Here is an 18399-nt window from a genome sequence, read left to right on the forward strand (position 1 = left end):
AGGCATACCGATGCGCGCACGAATCTACCGCCCAGCAAAAACTGCAATGTCGTCTGGCACCGCCAAGATGAAGCAATGGGTTTTGGAATACGCTCCGGCGTCGGCACGCGAAGTTGACCCGCTGATGGGCTGGACCTCGTCGGGTGACACGCAAGCGCAAGTCAAACTGAAATTCGACTCCAAAGAAGCGGCAATTGACTACGCTCAGGCGCATGGCATCGACGCCATCGTCCAAGACCCCAAGACCCGCAAACCCAACGTGCGCCCCGGCGGCTACGGCGACAACTTCGCCACCAACCGCCGCACCGTCTGGACCCACTGAGTTTGTAAATCGGGGCAAAGTTGTCTCGGTTTCGGGGCAAAGATTTCGCGACGACTTTCTCAACACAAAATGTAGGCGCCCACTGGGCGCCTTTTCTATATGTTGATTATGGATGAGAAATGGCCGATTTGATGCCATCACCACGTCAGGTCGACAGGCAATAACCTAGAAATCGCTTGAAATATGCGATGGATCAGAACGCGCCTTTTACATTTTGGGCGGAAACCGGACATTCGCTGCGATAGCGAGCCAGCTAAAGGTCGGCGGTGAAAGCCGACATTTAGAATCCTGAGATCGGGCGTTTTGCTACGACGCATTCGTAGTCCGCTTCGAGCCCTTACCTCCCGAATTCTGCTTTGATCAGATGACCGCATTCGGTAAGCGCGAGGACATTCATTAGGTATTGACCTAAGTAAGGTGCCAGCCTAAGTTAGGTACATGCCTAACAATGATTCCCATATCGAAACGACTTTCAGCGCACTTGCCGATCCAACGCGGCGCGCCGTGGTCCAAGCGTTGAGCAATGGCCCAACGGCAGTCTCGCAATTGGCGAAACCTTTCGGGATGGCCCTGCCGTCCTTCACGCAGCACCTCGGCGTCTTGGAAAGTGCGGGTTTGATTGTCTCCAAACGCGAAGGCCGCAGCCGTATCTGCTCTCTCAACCCTCTGGCTTTGAAGGCTGCCGAAGACTGGATGGCCACCTATCGCCAGCAATGGGAGCGCCGCATGGATCGCTACGAGGCACACCTAAAAAACATGAAGGCTGAAAATCCCGATGACTGACAAAAAGCATGAAATCGACTCGCCGTGGACCGCACTGCAATTGGAAAGGGAAGTCGTGATGGCCCGCGTCGTCGATGCGGATTGCGAGACTGCGTTCCGCGCCTGGATCGATCCTGCACAAATTGTTCAGTGGTTCGGACCGAGCGGCTTTGAAACGCAAACCCATGAGATCGATATCCGCGTTGGTGGGGTTTGGCGGTTCGACATGACAGCGCCGGACGGAACTGTCTTCCCAAATCGCATGGAGTTTCTGCGGATCGAGCCGTCCAGGATGATAGAATTCATCCACGGGAGTGATGTAGAAAACGATCCTGACGCCTTTCGCATGCTGGTGACTTTCGACCAGCAGGCCAATGGCAAGACGGCAGTCACTCTGCGTCAGATGCACCCCTCGGCTGAACGTCGCGCTATCGTCATTGGATTTGGTGCCGTCGAATACGGGGCGCAAACCTGGGACAAATTCGCAGCGTTCGTTGCAAAGAAAAGCACCGCCGCCACGTCCTGATGCCGGGGAACTCCCTGGTCGGATTATGAAATCAGCATTCAAAGCAGGTCATGAACGGCTTCTTTGTCCGCAGACCGGCGTTTCAGCCTACAAAATGCTACACGATATACGAATGGCCGGTTTGGTGAAGCTGCACCGCAGCACTGGACGGACCAATGAACGGCAGCAATGGGCCGTTTCCTACTTTGGTGGGAGGTATCATCAGCGACCATAAAGAACTGCTGTAGTCCGCGCGACAAAGGCCACGACGTTGTAATGGATAAAAGTCGAAAGACAGTCTCTTGGGGATAACAACTACTTTCAAGTAAGTTTGCGCGAACGCTTAACAAAAAAAGAACAAGAAATTACTGAAAGCGACATCGGAAAATGAAGTCAGACTTCGGCATCGTCCTGAAGTCTTTCCCAATCCTTCAGCCTCTCGTCATATTCCTCATAAGAAATCAGCCCGGATAAGAACTTGAACCCCAGCAGGTCGTCTGGCGTCACTTCGTTGAACATGCTGAACTTCAAGAAGTCGATACGATAGTAAAGCCTCTTGAATTCATCCTGATCAACAGGCCCATGTTTGGACGCATATGACAGAGCAAGTCGAACAAGTAGATCGATGAGCTCAAGTGTTCGGTTTTCTTGAAATGGGCCATCCTCAAAATATCCGTATTCATCGAGCCTTGAAAGCTGGAACATCAGAGGATCTTCTTCATCATCATAGCCAAAGTAGTCGTCATCATCTTCATCCAGATTCAGACTTCTCAGAAACTGATCCACTGCATCCACATCTTTCTGTTCAGCAGAGCTATTTTCCTCTGATGGTCGTAAAGCGCCCTCAGCTTCAGTGGTCGTATTCTGTGAATTTACGTCCATGATGTTTTCAGTCTGATTACGACCAGGTCGTAACATCAGAATTTCAATGTCATCATCTGACTGCGATTTACGACCTCTTTCCGGAAAATGAGGAAGATCCAACACTTCTTCATCCTCCTCATCATCATCCCAACAATTTCTTTCAGGCACTTCTTGATTGAAGAATTCGTTATCTAGCTCATCAGCGTCATAACCTCCCAGTGCATGCAAAACATTTGTCATTACTTTTGTCTCCATAAATTTATCCTTTAACTTAATTTTAACCAGTTCTTACAAAGTCATTTAGTGGGGGTAGATTTCAAAAAAGTTAAAGGTCTCGGAAAGGCAAAATACGACCACCCCATGAATGGCAGTATTTAAGCAAGCCGTTCATTTCACACCCATCATCCATGATGATGTTTCATGAAGCCTGTTGGGGAAGTCCCGCAAACCCCTTTTAAAAATAAATTGGAGAAGAATATGGAAGATAAGAAAAAGCTAAGAGATATAAAGATAAGAGTCACGGAAGAAGAATATGAAGAAATCCGTCAGCGAAAAGACGAACACGGCCTTTCATTCACTGACTATGCCCGCTTTACCATGATAGGCCCAGAAGCAGCCCATAAGTTTCCTGATAGGAAAGCCTTGGCGGCAATGTTGGGCGAACTCGGTAAGATTGGCTCAAACGTCAATCAGATTGCACGAGCATACAATTTGAGCCCTATGACAGCGCACCTGCCTGAAAAAGATTTTCAGCGTATTCAGCAGAACATTCAAGCTGTGCGTGACTACATAGCGAAGGCAGTAAAGCTGTGATCCTGAAGCAAACCAGGGTGCAGGTTGGCGGTTCTGGCAGCTTGCTGGCACACATCACGAACGAAGATGACAACGACCTCGTTACCGTGCTGCATGGCAACGACAGCATCCCAGGAGATGGCGACATCATCGCCCGCATGAACAACCGCAAATACGGAAACAGGCACATCGTCATCAGTCCACAGTTTACACTGTCACCTGAACAGCTGAATTTTGTTCTGGCCCTAATTTTTGATGAGCTGGACCCTGAGGGGGGCATTGGTGACGATTACTTGCTGATACAGCATAACAAGCGCCGCCATGATGACGTACATGATGCGCCCCACTATCACCTGGTCATCAATGAGAGCACGACAGCCGGACATCAGCTCAATCAGCAGATGATGTATCTCAAGAACGAGAAAATCGCCCGTCTTTGTGAGCTCGAATTTGGGCATCCGCTGACGAAAGGTAAGCACAACAAAGCAGTTGTGAAGCATCTCGAAGAAAACGGCTATCTTGCAGAAGCAGATGCCTTGCGTGACCTCACTAATGGGTCACCAGCTTTAGCTGCATTCAGCAGCAAGCAGCTCAGAAGAGCAGAGCGCATGAAAATAGACCTGCCGGGGATCTACTACCAAATGCGAGATATTTCAGACCCCCTGCAGCTGGCAGAAGCTCTGGCACACATCGAAGAAGAGCACGAAGTGACCGTCCGATTAGGCGACACACGCAACGTGCTCATCATCGAGAAAGATGGTCAGATTATTGCTGACCTTAGAAAATTATTCAAAAATAAGGATTTAAATCATGAATACATCAACGAACATATCACAAAATACAGAACTGAACGATGCAGAGTTCAAGATAATGGTCAGCGAGATGCTGAGCAGAATTTTAGACAATCTGATAGACTTAAACAGCCCAGACGACACGCCGCCCGAGGAGCATCCCTTCAACAAATTAGTCGAGGCGATAGCAGAAATGGAAACAGCGCACGTGCAAACGCATCGGGAAATCGTCAATCATATGGTCAAGTATCAAGAACTCCTTCAGACAATCACAGACGACAGCTTCAAGACGAAAGAGTCAGTGTTCCATCTCGCTACAGCGATGCGAGACTTCTCCGACAAGTTCGAAAAAGTCATGAAAACCAAGGCAGCTTGAACTTTGGTGGGGTGGTGCAAGGGTACAGGGATACAGTGAACCTCGTGTTTTCTATCCCACCTCTTGACCATCCCGAACTGCTGAGAATTCTGGCCGAGCAAAACAGGTATCTGGGAATCCACCAAACATAAGAAAGAGGCGGGCAATGCCCGCCTCTTTCATCTCACAACGTTCACTTCCGGCTTCTTTCGTCCTGCGAAGAAGCCTCTTACGAATACTTCTTTGCCAAGCTCTCGATAGTAACGCCAGTGCGCTTGTCGATAGTGAAATGCTTTGGTGCCACCCGTCCCAGTAAAGCCATGAGCTTGACGCTTCTCCCGCACAGAGTTGCGAAAGTCTTGAGCATCGGAATGCTCACAAATGTACGTGTAATAGTTGTGCGCTTCGTAGCGACCGTTTGGTCCTCTTACATAGTCACAGTCTGAAATACGTGCGTGACGTTGCTCACCTTGTGTTGTTGGTTTTTCGAAAATAACCGACGATACGAAATATGCCAAAGACACAAAGCTTTCAATGCGACCATCTGGGTCTTTCTCTGTGGTAGCATTGTGCCGAAGTGTGACCATATCCGCCTTAATTTCCGCAACATTATGGTTTCGGAAAAAATCAAACATCAGGCTCTTGAACAATGAGCTCGTCATTGAAGCCGTGAAAATGTCCCGGTCTAAGATAAAAAATCGCACCACCGGGAAACTTTTGGCCTCTGGAACAAAGTGAATAAAAACATCAACACTTGGAATCCCTAAAGATTTTGCGTTAAGGGCCGCACAAGCGTCAAAATCAAGTTCTTTTAAGTTCTCATAAAGAGCAGAAATGCTGACAAACTTTGGGTCAGCTTCCAGACCTGCTTCTAAAACTCGAGACTGCAGAAGAAACCGTTCAGAGTTTTTCACGACCGCAACCAGATCAACAAATAAACTATATCCTGCACGTTCATCTTTGGATAGCTTGCTCTTGAATCTGCGGTATGCCCTTTTAGCAATACGTTCAGCATCTCTAAGTCTTTCATAGCTACTATTATTCATCTTAAATCCTTTCCTTAATGAATGAGCAATCTAATAATTAAATACTTTTAGAAAGTCAACAAATAATTCTTTAAATCTATAAAAAGGTTTGCTATATGCTTTTCCACAGGGAAAGCAAGAACATGAAGAAAGACACTTATAAAGATAAAGCCGTTAAGCAGTTAAAAGTAATGCAGAAAGTTGGTGTAAGTCACTTCAAGACACAACTTGTGTTTGGTGCCACACCTGCTGATGCAAAGCGTGAACCCAAGTCTACAAAGACCATGCCACCAAAAATTTTGACGCTGGATGAAGTCGAGAAGCACTTAGGATTTTGGTGGGCACGTAACATGGAAGGCTTCAATGTCTTCATTGCGCCAGCACCCCATGCAGATGGCAGCTATGCCCCTTTGGTCTTCATCGATGACATCTCAGAGCATACACTGCAGCAGATGACAGCAGATAACTGCGTGCCAGCTATCCTGATTGAAAGCTCCCCGAAGAACATGCAGGGCTGGGTTCAGCTTGAGGCTGATAGGCTATCTGCATCCGACATTCTCGAAGCCCAGAGATATCTCTCACGAAAGTATGGGCTGGATGCAGGAGCACACGGTGCAACTCAAAACGGACGCCTTGCTGGCTACCGCAATGTTAAGTCTTCATATGCACATCAGAAGATCTACACAAAGCTTGTTCATGCTTACGAGAACCCTGTAACGCTCAACATTACTGAAATCTCGAACAATGATAAATCGACACAGTTCGAGAATGTTCGGGTTCGAAATCAGAACTTCGAGAAATGTTCGAAAACTTCGAACTTTGACTTGTTTTCGATTTATTCGAACGTGCAGAGTTCCAGCAAGACAAGTCAATCTGAAATCGACTGGCACTTCTGCTTTCATGCTTTCCGTGTAGGGTTTGAAGTAAACCAGGTCACTGAGGGCATCATGCAGTTTTCACCAGATATCTCGGAACGTAAGGGAAGCACAGAAAGAGCGGAACAGTATGCTTTCTACACAGCTCAGAAAGCCTTTGTTGAGTTCCAGAAACGCCGTAAATCTTAAAGATGACCCAAGATAGCCGTGAGGCTAAAAACATCACCAAAACAAGTTTTCCGGAAACCTAACCACAGCAAGAATCCCCAGGGGAAAACATTACCAGTTCAATCCCCCCCTCCTAGGAGGGAGGAGCGTGTTAGAATAATCCCACTCACTCTTCAGAGTGATGTTATTCATAGTAAATATCTTAGTACGGATTTTTGGAAGTGTATCAAAACCCCAATTTTTATTGACTTTTCCGGGGTTTTGTCAGTGTTTCAGCGTGAACGATATGTCTGACATCGTGAACGATATGTCGAAATCACGCTACTTTCGCCCGTCTTGCTTCGATTTCGATCCATTTGTTTGGATCAACCTTGTCGAGGTGCATGATTGAAACTGCACGGTTACCGGTCAGGTCTTCGAAAACTGCCCAACCAACATGGTCAAGCTCATGAACTGCCTGTCTGACAATCTGCATGCGCTTTCTGGCCACCGTGAGCGTTTCAGACGGGCCAAACGCTATCTCAGCCAGGGTTGCCAAGCGATATGTCACAGGGAAGCTCTGTGAAGGCCTTATGCGAGCAGACAGAACTGCATGCAGCACCTGTCCAGCTGCGCTACCGATACTCCTGAGCTTTTTCAGGTCGATTTTCACATACTGTTTGCCCAAAACTCCGCTGCTGACATGCGGTGAAATCAGAACAGCAATCTGCTTACCGGTAGGATCCACAGCAAAATTTAGCAATCGTTGAAAAGCTACGGTTTTTCCGGTTTCTAGCTCAGTCACAGAGATCGAAATCTCTGACAGTTGCTGCAAGCGTGCCAGCACGGTCTTCTTGTTGCTGGTGGTCTTCGCAGACCCGCATGCAGAAACCAAGTCGAGTACGGACCCGAACCAAAGCAAGCATTTCCCATGCTCAGCGCTGCCTTGCAGTTCCGTACCCCGACGAAGTTGTTGGATGCGGTCTGACCCACCCTCTTTGGGCACAGTTTTCTTCTGCATGCCCGCCAAACCCAACACGGTTAGAAAGACACGAAGACCAATTTCATCGAGGTGATGCCCTGCATATCGATAAGCCAAATCTTTATGTTCTTTTGTAACACCCAGCACAGGCCTCGCCCCCTTGGGTAGGGAGCGAAACAAACCTGTGTTCAGGGTGACTGGATCCACCAGCGCAAACTCTGGCAGGCTTACCACGGGATTTCTCCCACGTCAGAGTCATCACCGCCCTTAAGGCGCTTTTTTGTCCGACCGCTATTTGTCGATCTCGGTGGCACTTGACCGGTGAGCACACCGTTTTCATCACGTGTCAGCCAAATATCGGTAGTGTTGGCAATGTGATTACATTTGACGAGATCAAGCTTTACCCATGATTTTCGATTGTCTTGGTCAACTTCATAATTTGCGAGTTCCGCCTCCGACATCACAGCCATATTGGCCTGCCATCTGGCGTTATCTGACCACGCAGAGCTACCACGGATTCCCTGTGCTGTGCTGTTACCATTCAAGACACTGCTCTTGTTTGCGTGGTGCAGGATGAGCGTTGCGCAGCCTACTTTTCGGTTAAGTTGCTCAAGCTGATGAAGCACTTTGGAAGCTACTGCTGAACAGCTTTCGTTCAGCCCACCAAGGGCACGGTTGAGCGTATCAATCACCAGCAAGACTGGCTTGCGAATATCCAAGTATGATTCCAGTTCTTGGAAAACCATGCTGGGCAACACACCGTCAGCCATTGTCAGCGAAAAGCCACGGCCTGATGCATCGAACACATCAAAATTTTGCTCGATGTTCAGTTTGTCTTCTTCTGTCAAATACTCACGCAGAGCATAGAGCCGATGATGAAGCACAGCCCCACCGTCTTCGAGCGACAGGAAGCAGACCGGCCCTTTTTTGAACTCCTGCCCAGCAAACAGCCCAAAGACATCACGTCCTGCAGCAATCGAGATGCAGAACTCAAGAGCCAGGAAAGATTTGCCTACAGAACCAGGTGCCACCAGTAGGCCCACTGTGCCAGACAGTAAGCCCGGAAGCACAAAATCTAGCGACTTTGGTTTAGTATCAAAAGCTTGGGAGACATCAAGTCTCCAGTTTCTAAAATTATAACTCATTTAAATACTCCATAATAAAAGTTATGGCGTATCTATATCATATTTATTTAATAAATCAATAATAAATGTTTATTAAGTTCTATTTATTTTTATTTACTATATTTATTAATTACTTACATAAGATCGGAGATCACTTTTTCTCAAGCTTTGCAAGCTCAGGGGCAATAAGCGGGTGCTTGGTGCTGAACTTTTCGTAATTAAGCTTTCTGACGTTTCGCAGATAGTCTTTAAGCCAGTTCGGGGGCGCACCCACGCCCGACCAGCCCTCGTTCTGATTGTCAGGGTTAAAATATTTGTTAGGCGCTTTGGATTTTTGAGTGTTGCCAGCATCGGCAATGCCATCTACCAACTTCAAGCCAAGTTTTCTTGCAACTTCTTCTAGCGAGAAACTACTTTTTTTCACTGCGGCAGAAATCTCATTTGCCAATACTTCAAGCTCGCTTTCCTTTTTCTTTTCAAGAACTTTTTTAGCTTCTTCGATGTGCTTCGCCAGCTCATCGGGCTGCATTTCACTAATATCTTTTGTCATGTACCCTCACCTTTCTTAAATTTTAGCATCGATTTAAACATATCCTTCAAGACTACCTTTAATCAACTGATAAACCAAGCTGCACTCCCCTAGACATGGAGCCAAGGTACTCGCCATGTAAACCGGGCCCCCATACTGAGCCCCCACATTAAGAAGTGTTCTGCTGTTTCGTGTGATGCCTCAGGAACCGCGCCTGACTGCACATGAATCCCTGGCAGATGGTATTCGGTCGCCTCAAACAATCTTCAATCTCTGGAGATTCTTCAAAAATCATTAATCACATAGGTAATAAACATTTCAGCTTCTTCCACTCGGAACATCGCAAAACTAAGAAAACGTTAACCTTTCTGAAAACTAGAACTGGTATCTTCCAGTTATGGTGCGATGCCAGACATAACACCTAGTCGGAAAACCCACTTGGAGGATCTGCATTGGAGTTAAAATATGGATGGAACCAAACTTTGATTACATAAAGGTAAAAACAAAACTACCTACTCAAAAACAAAACAAGAAGAATTTAGAAAAGCGCATTATAAGTGCATTGCATCACGTCGCCAAAGGTCTAGCTGAAGATGACCGTCTTCTGCCGATCTTCATCAGATTAGAGAATGACCTGATGCAAGTGCAAAATGAACTGGCAGCATTCGAACGCTCGAAATCATACCTAAGTCACTTCAACTAAAGTGCAATTTCCAACAAGAGCTCGTGCTTCTTATTAATTCCACCAGCATCCCCGTACTTTTCACGCCCCAAAGAATGACCAAACAATTCACGCCGGATACGGTCATCAATGCCTGCATCAAGCATCCGATCTTCAAAACTATGCCGCAGGCTATACATCACATGCTTTTGACTTTCGAGAAGGCCATTTTCACGCAGATACTTGTTTACCGTCGCCGAGAGAGTGCTTGGTTTTGCGCGATAATGGGCAAAACCCTGAGGGAAGCGACGCATTGCCTCCAGACTAATGCCAACCAATGGAATGTCTCGCTTTGAAGGATCACTCTTCAGCTGTCGATGAATATTGTTTCTGATCATGATGTAGGGCACTGGCCCATCCAGAACAATTTCGTCAGGGCTTAAGCCTGCGATTTCGCTTGGCCTACAACCAGTATTGATCATCACGAGTAGGATTGCACGTGCTTCGGGATTTAACCCATCTAGGGCACCGGGCCTGAGGATCCTCTCCACAATCCAAACGTCAGTGAACGGAGGTCTATCCGCCTTTGGTTTTTCCTTCAGTTTTTGACCGCCAAATTCCAGAACAAGGTTTAAGTTTAATAGGTCGTTTACCTTTTTTAAGACTGACTGAAGATGAACCAAATCTTTATTTGCGCTATTTGGCGTAAGGCCCTCCATCTCGATACGAGTTAGCCACCACTTTCGAAACTGCAAAAAATGACTCTTTGTAAGCTCATCGACAGGAAGATCGCCAACAACACTGATAAAATTGGCAAAAGCTTTTTTCCGGGGATTTTTCCAACGCCTAACTTGGTCAGCACTTTTCCCCAAAACCAAGTCCTGGGAATTCTCCCAAAATTTTTCCAAGACTTCTGAAAGCCTCAGATTCTGCACAGGCTCGACACCAAGAAGGGCGGATAATGTTTGTTCGTTCCTTGGCCCAATAGCACTTACAGCTGCCTCAACTCGTTCAAGAATTGCTTCGGTGGACAACTGAGCGACCTGATCAATTGGCACATAGTCAAAACCCACCCCTTGAGCGATCAGCTTAGCCGATTTCTGCCGCTCGAAAGCATCATCTGAATTACCAAGCAATTGAGCTTCCCAAGCACGCAGATGTTCCAACCAAACACGCTGGGCTTTCTCTTGCGCAAGCTTTTGCGAATCTGTCTTAAGGGAAATCCAAACTTCGTTGCGCCCCTCGACCGATGAAAACCTCGCAGGTACACGACGTCGGATGTAGTATGTCCCGTTTCGCAAGATAGGTTTCATGTGCGCTCCACTCCACGACAGGATGTGTAGCAAAAAGTGTAGCAATTTTGGAGATCAATAACACTCAGGACGGCTCAAAATCGCCCAATTCAACGTAAGTGTTTGATTTTACTCTTTATTTTTTTCAATAATAAAATTTAAATGGCGGACTGGGGAGGATTCGAACCCCCGACCCCTTGATTCGTAGTCAAGTACTCTATCCAACTGAGCTACCAGTCCGCGTCAGAGTGGGGGCGATGTATCCCCACCGTTTGGTATTGGCAAGAGCCGAAATGAAAGTTTTTACGCTTCAGGTGTAGAAAGTCTGATTTCGGCCTTTGGCAGGGTCATTTCAAAGGATGTTCCGTTCGCACCACTCTCGGCCAATTGCAGAATTCCACCGTGGCCGCGCACCAATTCGGCTGCAATCGCAAGGCCAAGCCCCGAACCACCCTTTGTTGCGCCGCCCTGAAAGGCTTGGAACAAGTGGTCTTTGGCACGCGGAGGAAGCCCTGGCCCTGTGTCAGAGACGGTGATGTGCCAGCTATCTTCGGTCTCAGCGGCATGTATGTTGATCTCACCCCCCTTCCCCGTCGCCATAATGGCCTGCCTCGCATTCCGCACCAGATTGGAAAGGACGCGGTATATCTGTTCGCTGTCCGCTCGGATCATCAGATACGCAGCAACGTCCTCGGAGAACGACAAATCGTAGTCGCCAGCTGAGAGGCGTTCACTATCGATGACGTCCGCCACAATTTCCGCCAGTGCAAAACGCGTTAGTTTTGGCGGCGCTTCTTCCGCCCGACCGAACGCCAAAGTGTTTTCACACAAATGCACGGCTCGCGTGATCGAGTTCACGAGTTTCGGGGCGAGTCGCTGAACCGCAGGATCATTCGAAACTTCGATCCGATCTGTGAACAGCTGAGCAGAGGTCAAAATATTGCGCAGGTCGTGGCTCACCTTCGCGACACCTTCGCCCAGCTGCGCCAGACGATCTTTTTGTTTGAGGGCGCCCGTGAGCTGTTCCTGCATCGTTTTTAACGCCTGTTCGGCCTCTCGCAGCTCCAGCACCCCAGCACTAGGTTCAATAAACCTACGGGCATCCTCGGGTGCTTCTGCGTAGAGCGTCATGTGGCGCACCACGCCGCGAATGGGCTTTACCAAGAACACCTGCACCGCAAAGAACAGCAAGAGCGCGGTGATAATCGAGATAACAGCCGATAAGAGAAGCACGTTCAGACCGTATTCCAGCATCGCCACGCGCAGCGGCCCCTGCTCCATCGTGACCTCGATGAGCAAGCCACCATCCTGAACTGGGTTCCCGATCACGCGGATAACGGGGTTATGCGTCGAAAGCAGCGCTGACATTGCGTCACGGATTAAGGCCAGCGCACCAGGATCGCGCATATCGTAAGTCGCTTCGACTTGTCCCGGAATGGGCGAGGACAAGGCAAGCTGCCGCACCTCATCACGCCGCAACACCACGTTAAACACGCCCGCATTGTCGAGAAGCTCCGCCTCCAACTCTGGCGTAATCATATCGTCTGCCAAAAGAGCCAAAGACGCGATCTGCGCCCGCTCAAGGCGCAGCAAAAGGTAATCCTGACGGAAGCGCGCGACAGAGGGCACGAAAATGAACACCTCTGCCAACATGACAAAGATGACGGTCAGAATCAAAAAACGCCCCGATAGCGTTTTGAACATTGCCCCTCCGTTTCGGGACTAGGGCAGCAATCGCTGCACCACCCCCACGACCCGCTTAACGAGCGGGCTTTCGAATAACTTTGGAGTAAAATAGGCACTCGCAGCGCGTTTGTTAATCTCTGCCAAGGTCGGGTAAGGCAAAACTGTATTGGCGATAAACGAAAGTTTAGACCTATTTGCGATCGCCATTGCCCACATTGCGATCAACTCGCCCGCCTGAGGGCCGACGATTGTCACACCAACAGGCCGACCTTTGACGACCATAAGTTTGAGAAAGCCCACGGTTGACCCACTGGCAACGGCGCGGTCATTGCCCGCAAATTCAACGCGATGGACCGACAGCTTAGCACCGTATTTTTCAGTGGCCTCGGCCTCCGTCGGGCCAATTTGAGCCAACTCAGGCGAAGTGTAGGTCACACGTGGAATATGTTCGGTCCGCGCCTTGGCGGGCAGACCGAACAACATTGACCGAACGATTACGCCCGCATGATAGCCCGCAAGGTGCGTGAACTGCATCCCGCCAGCAACATCGCCAATGGCATAGACATTTCGGTTGGACACCGACCGCAGTCCAGCATCGACATGGATACCTTTGAGGTCGTGGTCGACGCCACCCACTGCCAAATCGAGCTTACCGATATTTACGCGTCGTCCAGCCGCGACGAGCAAGTGCGACCCGACAATAGGACCCCGATCCGTCTGAACGGTGACGCCATTCTCGGCTGAAATGTGCACCGCTTTACAGTTCTCGAGAATCGCTACGCCCTGCTCCACCAACGAAGTCCTGATCACATCAGCCGCATCTCGGTCTTCATTTCCGAGGATTTCTGCGCCTTCAATAACGGTAACCTCGCAGCCAAACCCGCGATGCGCTTGCGCCATCTCTATCCCAATCGGACCACCACCGATGATGATCAGGTGCTTTGGCTTTTCCCTGAGATCAAAGATCGTTTCATTCGTATGCGCCTCTACAGTGTCGATGCCGTCAATTGGCGGGACAAATGGTGACGATCCCGTGGCGATCACGAATCGGCGTGCGCGGATGTGCTGTCCACCTGCGAGCACGACAGCGGGTGAAATAAAACGTGCATAGTCACGGATCACCGTGCACCCCAGCCCTTCGAATCGGTCCTGACTGTCATGGGGTTCAATCGCGGCAATCGTTCGCGCGACGTGATCTTTGGCGGAAACATAATCCTGACCCGATCGCGCCGCTGACAAAAGCGCTTTTGACGGCACGCAGCCATAGTTCAGGCAATCACCGCCCATTTTATGGCCTTCGATCAAGACGACGCTGGCCCCCATTTGCACAGCCCCCGCCGCGACCGAGAGCCCGCCAGAACCTGCGCCGATCACGCAAACATCACACCGAAGTTCATCCATTCTTTGATCTCCGAATAGCTTTGACAACGATGGGCAATGCGGCCAGCGCACATAAGCCCATCAAGGGTAGCAGCACAGATGGTTCGAACACGATCGATAAATCGGGCGATTCTCCGCGATCAAAAACCGCGCCCAAACCGTTCCCAATCGACGTGAACACCAAAGCCCCTGGGACAATGCCCAGCGCCGTTGAAATCACAAATCGGTGCAAAGGCACGCCCACTAGCGCGGGCACGAGATTCGCAACAAAGAACGGTACGGCTGGCACAAGCCGAATTAGGAACAGCATCGACCACTGGTTTTCGTCGATCCCATCTTTGATCCGCTTGATCGCGCCAGTTGACCCATCCATTTTCGCGGACAGTCGTTCTCCCAGACCCCAGCGTGCAGCTAGAAACAATGCAGACGCGCCGACAGTGGCACCGAGAACGTTATACATAACGCCAGGAAAAGTCGCGAAGAGGAACCCGCCCGTCAAAGTCGCAACTGTCGCTCCGGGCAGAGAGAACGCAACGATCACGATATAAACGATGACGAAGACAAGGACCGACAATACGGGGTTCGCATCTCGGAAGTCGATGAGAAGCTGACGGTTCCCTCGCAAGGTTTCAAAGGTCAGCGTATCGCGCAGAAACCAGACGCCAAGAATCGCGCCAACGAGAATAACGACGATGGGTAAACGCCGAAGAAGTGTTGGCTCCAGAATTGATTTCTCTATCATTTTTGCTCCGTTGGCTTTGATCTTTCATGGACAAATCCAACGCCCCCGCATAGCCATGCTCACGCGAGGTTGATGAACTGGCCTTAAATCTGGCCAGTTTTGTAACATGGGGCAGGGAATGTGACGGTTTTGTCAAAAACCTACCCCCAACCGCGTTGACAGAGTGGTGAGGCCCCTCTAAAGGCAGGGCTTCAAAGTTTCACGGCCTCGAATCTGTAAAGGTTCGGCCCATCTGACCGGAGAGAACGCGATGAAGCGCACGTTCCAACCTTCTAACCGGGTTCGTAAGAACCGTCACGGCTTCCGCGCCCGTATGGCGACTAAAGCTGGCCGCAAGATCCTGAACGCCCGTCGCGCACGTGGCCGTAAGGTCCTGAGCGCCTAATGGCGCCTGCGGGGTCCGTTGTGACACCGCAAGAGAATTCGACGCGAACCGCCGAGGCGCAGCCTGCGGCGGTTTTCGTTCGTCCGTCGGTCCTGAAAAAACGGGCCGATTTTCTGCGGGCCGCCAATGCGCGGCGTCAGGGCACATCAGGCTTTCACCTCCAAGCCCGCGAACGTGGCGACGATGCGCCGTTTCGTGTTGGCTATACCTGCTCGAAAAAGGTGGGGAACGCGGTCGCACGTAACCGCGCCAAACGACGTTTGCGCGAAATTGCCCGTCTGGTGATGCACAGCCACGCCCAAGCCGGCTGGGACTATGTCCTCATCGGCCGCAAAGAAATCACGGCAACGGCGGATTTCAAACAAATGCAAAAGGACCTGATCTGGGCTCTGCGAAAGGTGCACAAATGACACCCGCTGCTTGGGTTATATCCCTGCCCGTCAGGTTCTACCGATTGGTCTTTAGCGCATGGGTCGGACACGGCTGCCGCTTCCAGCCAACCTGTTCTGCATACGGCATGGAGGCGCTGGAAAAACACGGCGCGATCAAAGGTACCTACCTGATGATCTACCGCATTCTTCGGTGTAATCCTTGGGGTGGGTCGGGAATCGATAACGTTCCTGAACCCAAACACCGCTGCAATCACGACCACTAATCACGACAAAGGACGCGCCATGCTCGACGATCTGGACGACATCCATCCGCTTTTTCACGGCGCTCCAAAGTCGACCGAATTCAAAAAGCTGCGCAAACGCATTGTTCAAAACGTCCGTGAGGCGATCGAACAGTATGGGATGATCGAACGTGAAGCCCGCTGGCTCGTTTGTTTGTCAGGTGGCAAAGACAGCTACACAATGCTGGCTATTCTCTATGAACTGAAATGGCGCGGCCTCCTGCCTGTGGACCTTTTGGCCTGCAACCTAGACCAAGGTCAGCCGGGTTTTCCCGCGACGGTTCTACCCGAATTCCTTGAGAAAATGGGCGTTCCGCATCGGATCGAGTACCAAGACACCTATTCGATCGTGATGGATAAAGTGCCTGCAGGCCGCACTTTCTGCGCCCTGTGTTCGCGCCTACGTCGCGGAAACCTCTATCGAATCGCGCGCGAAGAGGGCTGTAGCGCGGTCGTCTTGGGTCACCATCGCGATGATATTCTCGAAACCTTCTTCATGAACCTCTTCCACGGCTCCCGCCTCGCAACGATGCCGCCGAAACTGGTTAACGAAGAAGGTGACCTGTTCGTCTATCGCCCGCTTGCACATGTCGCCGAAGCCGACTGCGAGAAGTTCGCGACCGCGATGAACTACCCCATCATCCCTTGTGATCTTTGTGGGTCGCAGGATGGGCTGCAGCGCCAACAGGTTAAGGGCATCCTAGACGGTTGGGAGAAAAACGCACCAGGCCGCCGTCAGAAAATGTTCCGCGCATTGATGAATACGCGCCCATCGCATCTGCTCGACCCAGCGATCTTTGACTTCAAAGGATTGCAGATCAATGAACAAAAACCGGACAATTTTCCGGATATTCCCGACTTACGTTAAGGTTTCACTTAGCAATTGAGCTTTAGGTTCATCCTGACCGGAAACGGGCAAAGGAATGAACTACTATGCCTAACGCAATCGTCGACGCCGTTCGCCGCAATAAGGCCCGCTGGCCCTATATCCTCATTGCGCCGCTTGGCGCTGTGGCGGGATACATTTTGGCAGGGCAACCCGGATTAATCGTCGCGACCTTTTTGGGGCCGACGTTTCTCGCCTTCATCTTGCCGAACTTGCCAGATGCGGTCCCAATCGACGCGGCCACTGGCCTCACCACACGCGACGGCCTCGTTATAGCGCTGGACAACGCTCTTCGCTCGGGCAAACAAAACGGGCTTACGACGGGCGCGATCGTCTTTGAAATTGATCGGTTTAAGTTGATTGAAGAACGCCATGACCGATCAGGGGTCGAGGCGATTTTCAAATCAGTCGCGGTGCGTCTCTCCGCGATTCTTAGGGCTGACGACATCGCTGCGAGGCTCGATGGTCCAACCTTTGCGGTAGGGCTTTCTCCGACGCGACGCTTTGACCTTGAGGCCGCGATCCAACTCGCCTCGCGCATCCAACACACTATGGCCGAACCCTTTAATATTGCGGGCATGAACGTCTATCTGACTGTCTCGATCGGGTTTGGCCTATCAGATCGCCTCGACCACAAAACGGGTGTCGCACTTTTGCAGGCCGCAAATTCGGCCCTTATCGAAGCACAACGGCACGCCCCCGCCGCCATCCGAAGCTTCTCCCCATCAATGCGAAACCGTATCGCAAATTGCAACGAGCTGTCCCAACAAGTCACGCGCGCCTTGGATAACGGTGAAATTCGTGCCTTCTTCCAACCCCAGATTTCGACACGCACCGGAGAAATCACTGGATTTGAAACCCTAGCGCGGTGGCAGCACCCGCGGCGCGGGCTGATCCCACCGTTGGAGTTCCTGCCCGCACTGGCTCAGGCTGGTCAGATGCATCGACTGGGCGAAGCGATGATCCACGACGCTTTGTCATCTCTTCGTCGTTGGGATGAGACAGGGCTGTTGATCCCCCGCGTTGGTGTGAACTTCTCAAAAGAAGAGCTAACAGATCCTCAACTTGTGGATCGGATAGAACAGCGCCTCCATGAATTTGGTCTGGACGCCAATCGGCTCGCCGTTGAGGTGCTCGAAACCGTGGTTGCTGATCATGCCGATGACATCGTGATCCGAAATCTTTCAGGCCTCGCGGGACTAGGCTGCAGCCTCGACCTTGATGATTTCGGAACAGGCCACGCATCGATTACGTCGATTCGGCGTTATTCGATCGAACGCATCAAAATCGACCGATCATTCGTGACCCGCATCGATGCCGATGATGAACAACAGAAAATGGTCGCTGCGATTTTGACGATGGCAGATCGTCTGGGCCTCGACACGCTGGCCGAAGGTGTCGAAACCACCGAAGAACGCCTAAAGCTGGCTGAATTAGGCTGCCGCCACGTCCAAGGCTTTGGAATTGCACGCCCCCTACCGCCCGAGGATGTAGACAACTGGATCAACAACTACAGCCCTATGGCGGTTGGCAGTCGCGGTTTGCGGCGAAAAGCAGGGTAAACAGCAATGTGACACGCGTCTAATCCGCCAAAACCCCTAAAACCGCTTGACCTTTGACG

General features: G+C 50.5%; 21 protein-coding genes and 1 tRNA gene. 12 read left to right on the top strand and 10 right to left on the bottom strand.

The annotated features are described in order from the left end of the window. Window positions 1-10 precede the first annotated feature (10 nt). From AC07ED_RS12800 to AC07ED_RS12810, 3 genes are all read left to right on the top strand, one after another. Complete coding sequence (locus tag AC07ED_RS12800; protein WP_105234163.1) at window positions 11-322, top strand: ETC complex I subunit; 312 nt, start codon at window positions 11-13, stop codon at window positions 320-322. A 438-nt stretch (window positions 323-760) separates the two neighbouring features. After that, window positions 761-1105, top strand: coding sequence for an ArsR/SmtB family transcription factor (locus AC07ED_RS12805; RefSeq protein ID WP_105234162.1), 345 nt, complete (start codon window positions 761-763; stop codon window positions 1103-1105). Next, a complete protein-coding gene (locus AC07ED_RS12810) occupies window positions 1098-1610 on the top strand; it encodes an SRPBCC family protein (protein ID WP_105234161.1) in 513 nt (170 codons plus the stop codon). The genes AC07ED_RS12805 and AC07ED_RS12810 overlap by 8 nt, the downstream gene beginning before the upstream one ends. 372 nt (window positions 1611-1982) lie before the next feature. On the opposite strand, the gene AC07ED_RS12815 is transcribed toward AC07ED_RS12810, so the two are convergent. Continuing rightward, on the bottom strand, window positions 1983-2708 hold the full coding sequence (locus AC07ED_RS12815; protein ID WP_105234160.1) for a hypothetical protein: 726 nt from the start codon (window positions 2706-2708) through the stop codon (window positions 1983-1985). 222 nt (window positions 2709-2930) lie between these two features. On the opposite strand from AC07ED_RS12815, the gene AC07ED_RS12820 reads away from it, so the two are divergent. Together AC07ED_RS12820 and AC07ED_RS12825 are read left to right on the top strand one after the other, a co-directional pair. Further along, a complete protein-coding gene (locus AC07ED_RS12820) occupies window positions 2931-3266 on the top strand; it encodes a plasmid mobilization protein (protein ID WP_158664463.1) in 336 nt (111 codons plus the stop codon). Then, window positions 3263-4543 carry a hypothetical protein gene (locus tag AC07ED_RS12825; protein WP_158664462.1) on the top strand — a complete coding sequence of 427 codons (1281 nt, stop codon included), beginning with the start codon at window positions 3263-3265 and terminating at the stop codon, window positions 4541-4543. Before AC07ED_RS12820 ends, AC07ED_RS12825 begins: the two co-directional genes overlap by 4 nt. A 27-nt stretch (window positions 4544-4570) precedes the next feature. Here AC07ED_RS12825 and AC07ED_RS12830 read toward each other — a convergent pair whose 3' ends face one another. Beyond that, window positions 4571-5437, bottom strand: a complete 867-nt coding sequence (locus tag AC07ED_RS12830; RefSeq protein ID WP_105234155.1) for a hypothetical protein — start codon at window positions 5435-5437, stop codon at window positions 4571-4573. A 122-nt stretch (window positions 5438-5559) separates the two neighbouring features. Here AC07ED_RS12830 and AC07ED_RS12835 point away from each other — a divergent pair, with 122 nt between their 5' ends. Next, window positions 5560-6480, top strand: coding sequence for a DNA-primase RepB domain-containing protein (locus AC07ED_RS12835; RefSeq protein ID WP_158664461.1), 921 nt, complete (start codon window positions 5560-5562; stop codon window positions 6478-6480). A gap of 295 nt (window positions 6481-6775) precedes the next feature. Here the strand turns inward: AC07ED_RS12835 and repC are convergent, their stop codons facing one another. From repC to AC07ED_RS12850, 3 genes are all read right to left on the bottom strand, one after another. Then, on the bottom strand, window positions 6776-7654 hold the full coding sequence (gene repC, locus AC07ED_RS12840) for a replication protein C, IncQ-type (protein ID WP_105234153.1): 879 nt from the start codon (window positions 7652-7654) through the stop codon (window positions 6776-6778). Next, window positions 7648-8565, bottom strand: a complete 918-nt coding sequence (locus AC07ED_RS12845) for a helicase RepA family protein (protein ID WP_105234152.1) — start codon at window positions 8563-8565, stop codon at window positions 7648-7650. The genes repC and AC07ED_RS12845 overlap by 7 nt, the downstream gene beginning before the upstream one ends. A 130-nt stretch (window positions 8566-8695) precedes the next feature. Next, window positions 8696-9094: an H-NS histone family protein gene (locus AC07ED_RS12850; RefSeq protein ID WP_105234151.1), complete on the bottom strand. Its 399-nt coding sequence runs from the start codon at window positions 9092-9094 to the stop codon at window positions 8696-8698. 448 nt (window positions 9095-9542) lie between these two features. Between AC07ED_RS12850 and AC07ED_RS12855 the strand changes: the two genes are divergently transcribed. Further along, window positions 9543-9776 carry a hypothetical protein gene (locus tag AC07ED_RS12855; protein WP_105234150.1) on the top strand — a complete coding sequence of 78 codons (234 nt, stop codon included), beginning with the start codon at window positions 9543-9545 and terminating at the stop codon, window positions 9774-9776. Here the strand turns inward: AC07ED_RS12855 and AC07ED_RS12860 are convergent. The 5 genes from AC07ED_RS12860 to AC07ED_RS12880 all read right to left on the bottom strand — a co-directional run bounded on the left by AC07ED_RS12860 (window position 9773) and on the right by AC07ED_RS12880 (window position 14834). Then, a complete protein-coding gene (locus AC07ED_RS12860; RefSeq protein ID WP_105234149.1) occupies window positions 9773-11047 on the bottom strand; it encodes a DUF6538 domain-containing protein in 1275 nt (424 codons plus the stop codon). The two genes, AC07ED_RS12855 and AC07ED_RS12860, sit on opposite strands and share 4 nt — an antisense overlap. A 142-nt stretch (window positions 11048-11189) precedes the next feature. Beyond that, window positions 11190-11266 (bottom strand) — tRNA-Arg (locus AC07ED_RS12865). Window positions 11267-11329: 63 nt separating this feature from the next. Next, a complete protein-coding gene (locus tag AC07ED_RS12870; protein WP_105234148.1) occupies window positions 11330-12730 on the bottom strand; it encodes a sensor histidine kinase in 1401 nt (466 codons plus the stop codon). A gap of 18 nt (window positions 12731-12748) precedes the next feature. Next, window positions 12749-14113, bottom strand: coding sequence for a dihydrolipoyl dehydrogenase family protein (locus AC07ED_RS12875; RefSeq protein ID WP_105234147.1), 1365 nt, complete (start codon window positions 14111-14113; stop codon window positions 12749-12751). Further along, window positions 14106-14834, bottom strand: a complete 729-nt coding sequence (locus AC07ED_RS12880; RefSeq protein ID WP_105234146.1) for a TVP38/TMEM64 family protein — start codon at window positions 14832-14834, stop codon at window positions 14106-14108. The genes AC07ED_RS12875 and AC07ED_RS12880 overlap by 8 nt, the downstream gene beginning before the upstream one ends. 250 nt (window positions 14835-15084) lie before the next feature. Between AC07ED_RS12880 and rpmH the strand changes: the two genes are divergently transcribed. The 5 genes from rpmH (at window position 15085) to AC07ED_RS12905 (ending at window position 18340) form a co-directional block, all read left to right on the top strand. After that, the gene (gene rpmH, locus AC07ED_RS12885; protein WP_067550427.1) at window positions 15085-15219 is read left to right on the top strand and encodes a 50S ribosomal protein L34; all 135 of its coding nucleotides are present in this window, start codon (window positions 15085-15087) and stop codon (window positions 15217-15219) included. A gap of 20 nt (window positions 15220-15239) precedes the next feature. Beyond that, window positions 15240-15629, top strand: coding sequence for a ribonuclease P protein component (gene rnpA / locus AC07ED_RS12890; protein ID WP_478242265.1), 390 nt, complete (start codon window positions 15240-15242; stop codon window positions 15627-15629). After that, window positions 15626-15874 carry a membrane protein insertion efficiency factor YidD gene (yidD, locus tag AC07ED_RS12895; protein WP_105234144.1) on the top strand — a complete coding sequence of 83 codons (249 nt, stop codon included), beginning with the start codon at window positions 15626-15628 and terminating at the stop codon, window positions 15872-15874. Before rnpA ends, yidD begins: the two co-directional genes overlap by 4 nt. Window positions 15875-15893: 19 nt before the next feature. Beyond that, complete coding sequence (gene ttcA, locus AC07ED_RS12900) at window positions 15894-16760, top strand: tRNA 2-thiocytidine(32) synthetase TtcA (protein WP_105234143.1); 867 nt, start codon at window positions 15894-15896, stop codon at window positions 16758-16760. Window positions 16761-16825: 65 nt separating this feature from the next. Continuing rightward, a complete protein-coding gene (locus tag AC07ED_RS12905; protein WP_105234142.1) occupies window positions 16826-18340 on the top strand; it encodes a putative bifunctional diguanylate cyclase/phosphodiesterase in 1515 nt (504 codons plus the stop codon). Window positions 18341-18399 lie beyond the last annotated feature (59 nt).

The organism is Aestuarium zhoushanense (assembly GCF_056431045.1).

Excerpts from the sequence above, each read along its gene's own strand:
- AC07ED_RS12850 (WP_105234151.1), bottom strand. The coding sequence starts at position 9,094 with ATGACAAAAGATATTAGTGAAATGCAGCCCGATGAGCTGGCGAAGCAC.
- AC07ED_RS12835 (WP_158664461.1), top strand. The coding sequence starts at position 5,560 with ATGAAGAAAGACACTTATAAAGATAAAGCCGTTAAGCAGTTAAAAGTA.
- AC07ED_RS12805 (WP_105234162.1), top strand. The coding sequence starts at position 761 with ATGCCTAACAATGATTCCCATATCGAAACGACTTTCAGCGCACTTGCC.
- AC07ED_RS12860 (WP_105234149.1), bottom strand. The coding sequence starts at position 11,047 with ATGAAACCTATCTTGCGAAACGGGACATACTACATCCGACGTCGTGTA.
- rpmH (WP_067550427.1), top strand. The coding sequence starts at position 15,085 with ATGAAGCGCACGTTCCAACCTTCTAACCGGGTTCGTAAGAACCGTCAC.
- AC07ED_RS12815 (WP_105234160.1), bottom strand. The coding sequence starts at position 2,708 with ATGGAGACAAAAGTAATGACAAATGTTTTGCATGCACTGGGAGGTTAT.
- yidD (WP_105234144.1), top strand. The coding sequence starts at position 15,626 with ATGACACCCGCTGCTTGGGTTATATCCCTGCCCGTCAGGTTCTACCGA.
- AC07ED_RS12870 (WP_105234148.1), bottom strand. The coding sequence starts at position 12,730 with ATGTTCAAAACGCTATCGGGGCGTTTTTTGATTCTGACCGTCATCTTT.
- AC07ED_RS12800 (WP_105234163.1), top strand. The coding sequence starts at position 11 with ATGCGCGCACGAATCTACCGCCCAGCAAAAACTGCAATGTCGTCTGGC.
- AC07ED_RS12875 (WP_105234147.1), bottom strand. The coding sequence starts at position 14,113 with ATGGATGAACTTCGGTGTGATGTTTGCGTGATCGGCGCAGGTTCTGGC.
- AC07ED_RS12905 (WP_105234142.1), top strand. The coding sequence starts at position 16,826 with ATGCCTAACGCAATCGTCGACGCCGTTCGCCGCAATAAGGCCCGCTGG.
- AC07ED_RS12880 (WP_105234146.1), bottom strand. The coding sequence starts at position 14,834 with ATGATAGAGAAATCAATTCTGGAGCCAACACTTCTTCGGCGTTTACCC.
- AC07ED_RS12830 (WP_105234155.1), bottom strand. The coding sequence starts at position 5,437 with ATGAATAATAGTAGCTATGAAAGACTTAGAGATGCTGAACGTATTGCT.
- AC07ED_RS12855 (WP_105234150.1), top strand. The coding sequence starts at position 9,543 with ATGGAACCAAACTTTGATTACATAAAGGTAAAAACAAAACTACCTACT.
- AC07ED_RS12820 (WP_158664463.1), top strand. The coding sequence starts at position 2,931 with ATGGAAGATAAGAAAAAGCTAAGAGATATAAAGATAAGAGTCACGGAA.
- AC07ED_RS12810 (WP_105234161.1), top strand. The coding sequence starts at position 1,098 with ATGACTGACAAAAAGCATGAAATCGACTCGCCGTGGACCGCACTGCAA.
- AC07ED_RS12845 (WP_105234152.1), bottom strand. The coding sequence starts at position 8,565 with ATGAGTTATAATTTTAGAAACTGGAGACTTGATGTCTCCCAAGCTTTT.
- ttcA (WP_105234143.1), top strand. The coding sequence starts at position 15,894 with ATGCTCGACGATCTGGACGACATCCATCCGCTTTTTCACGGCGCTCCA.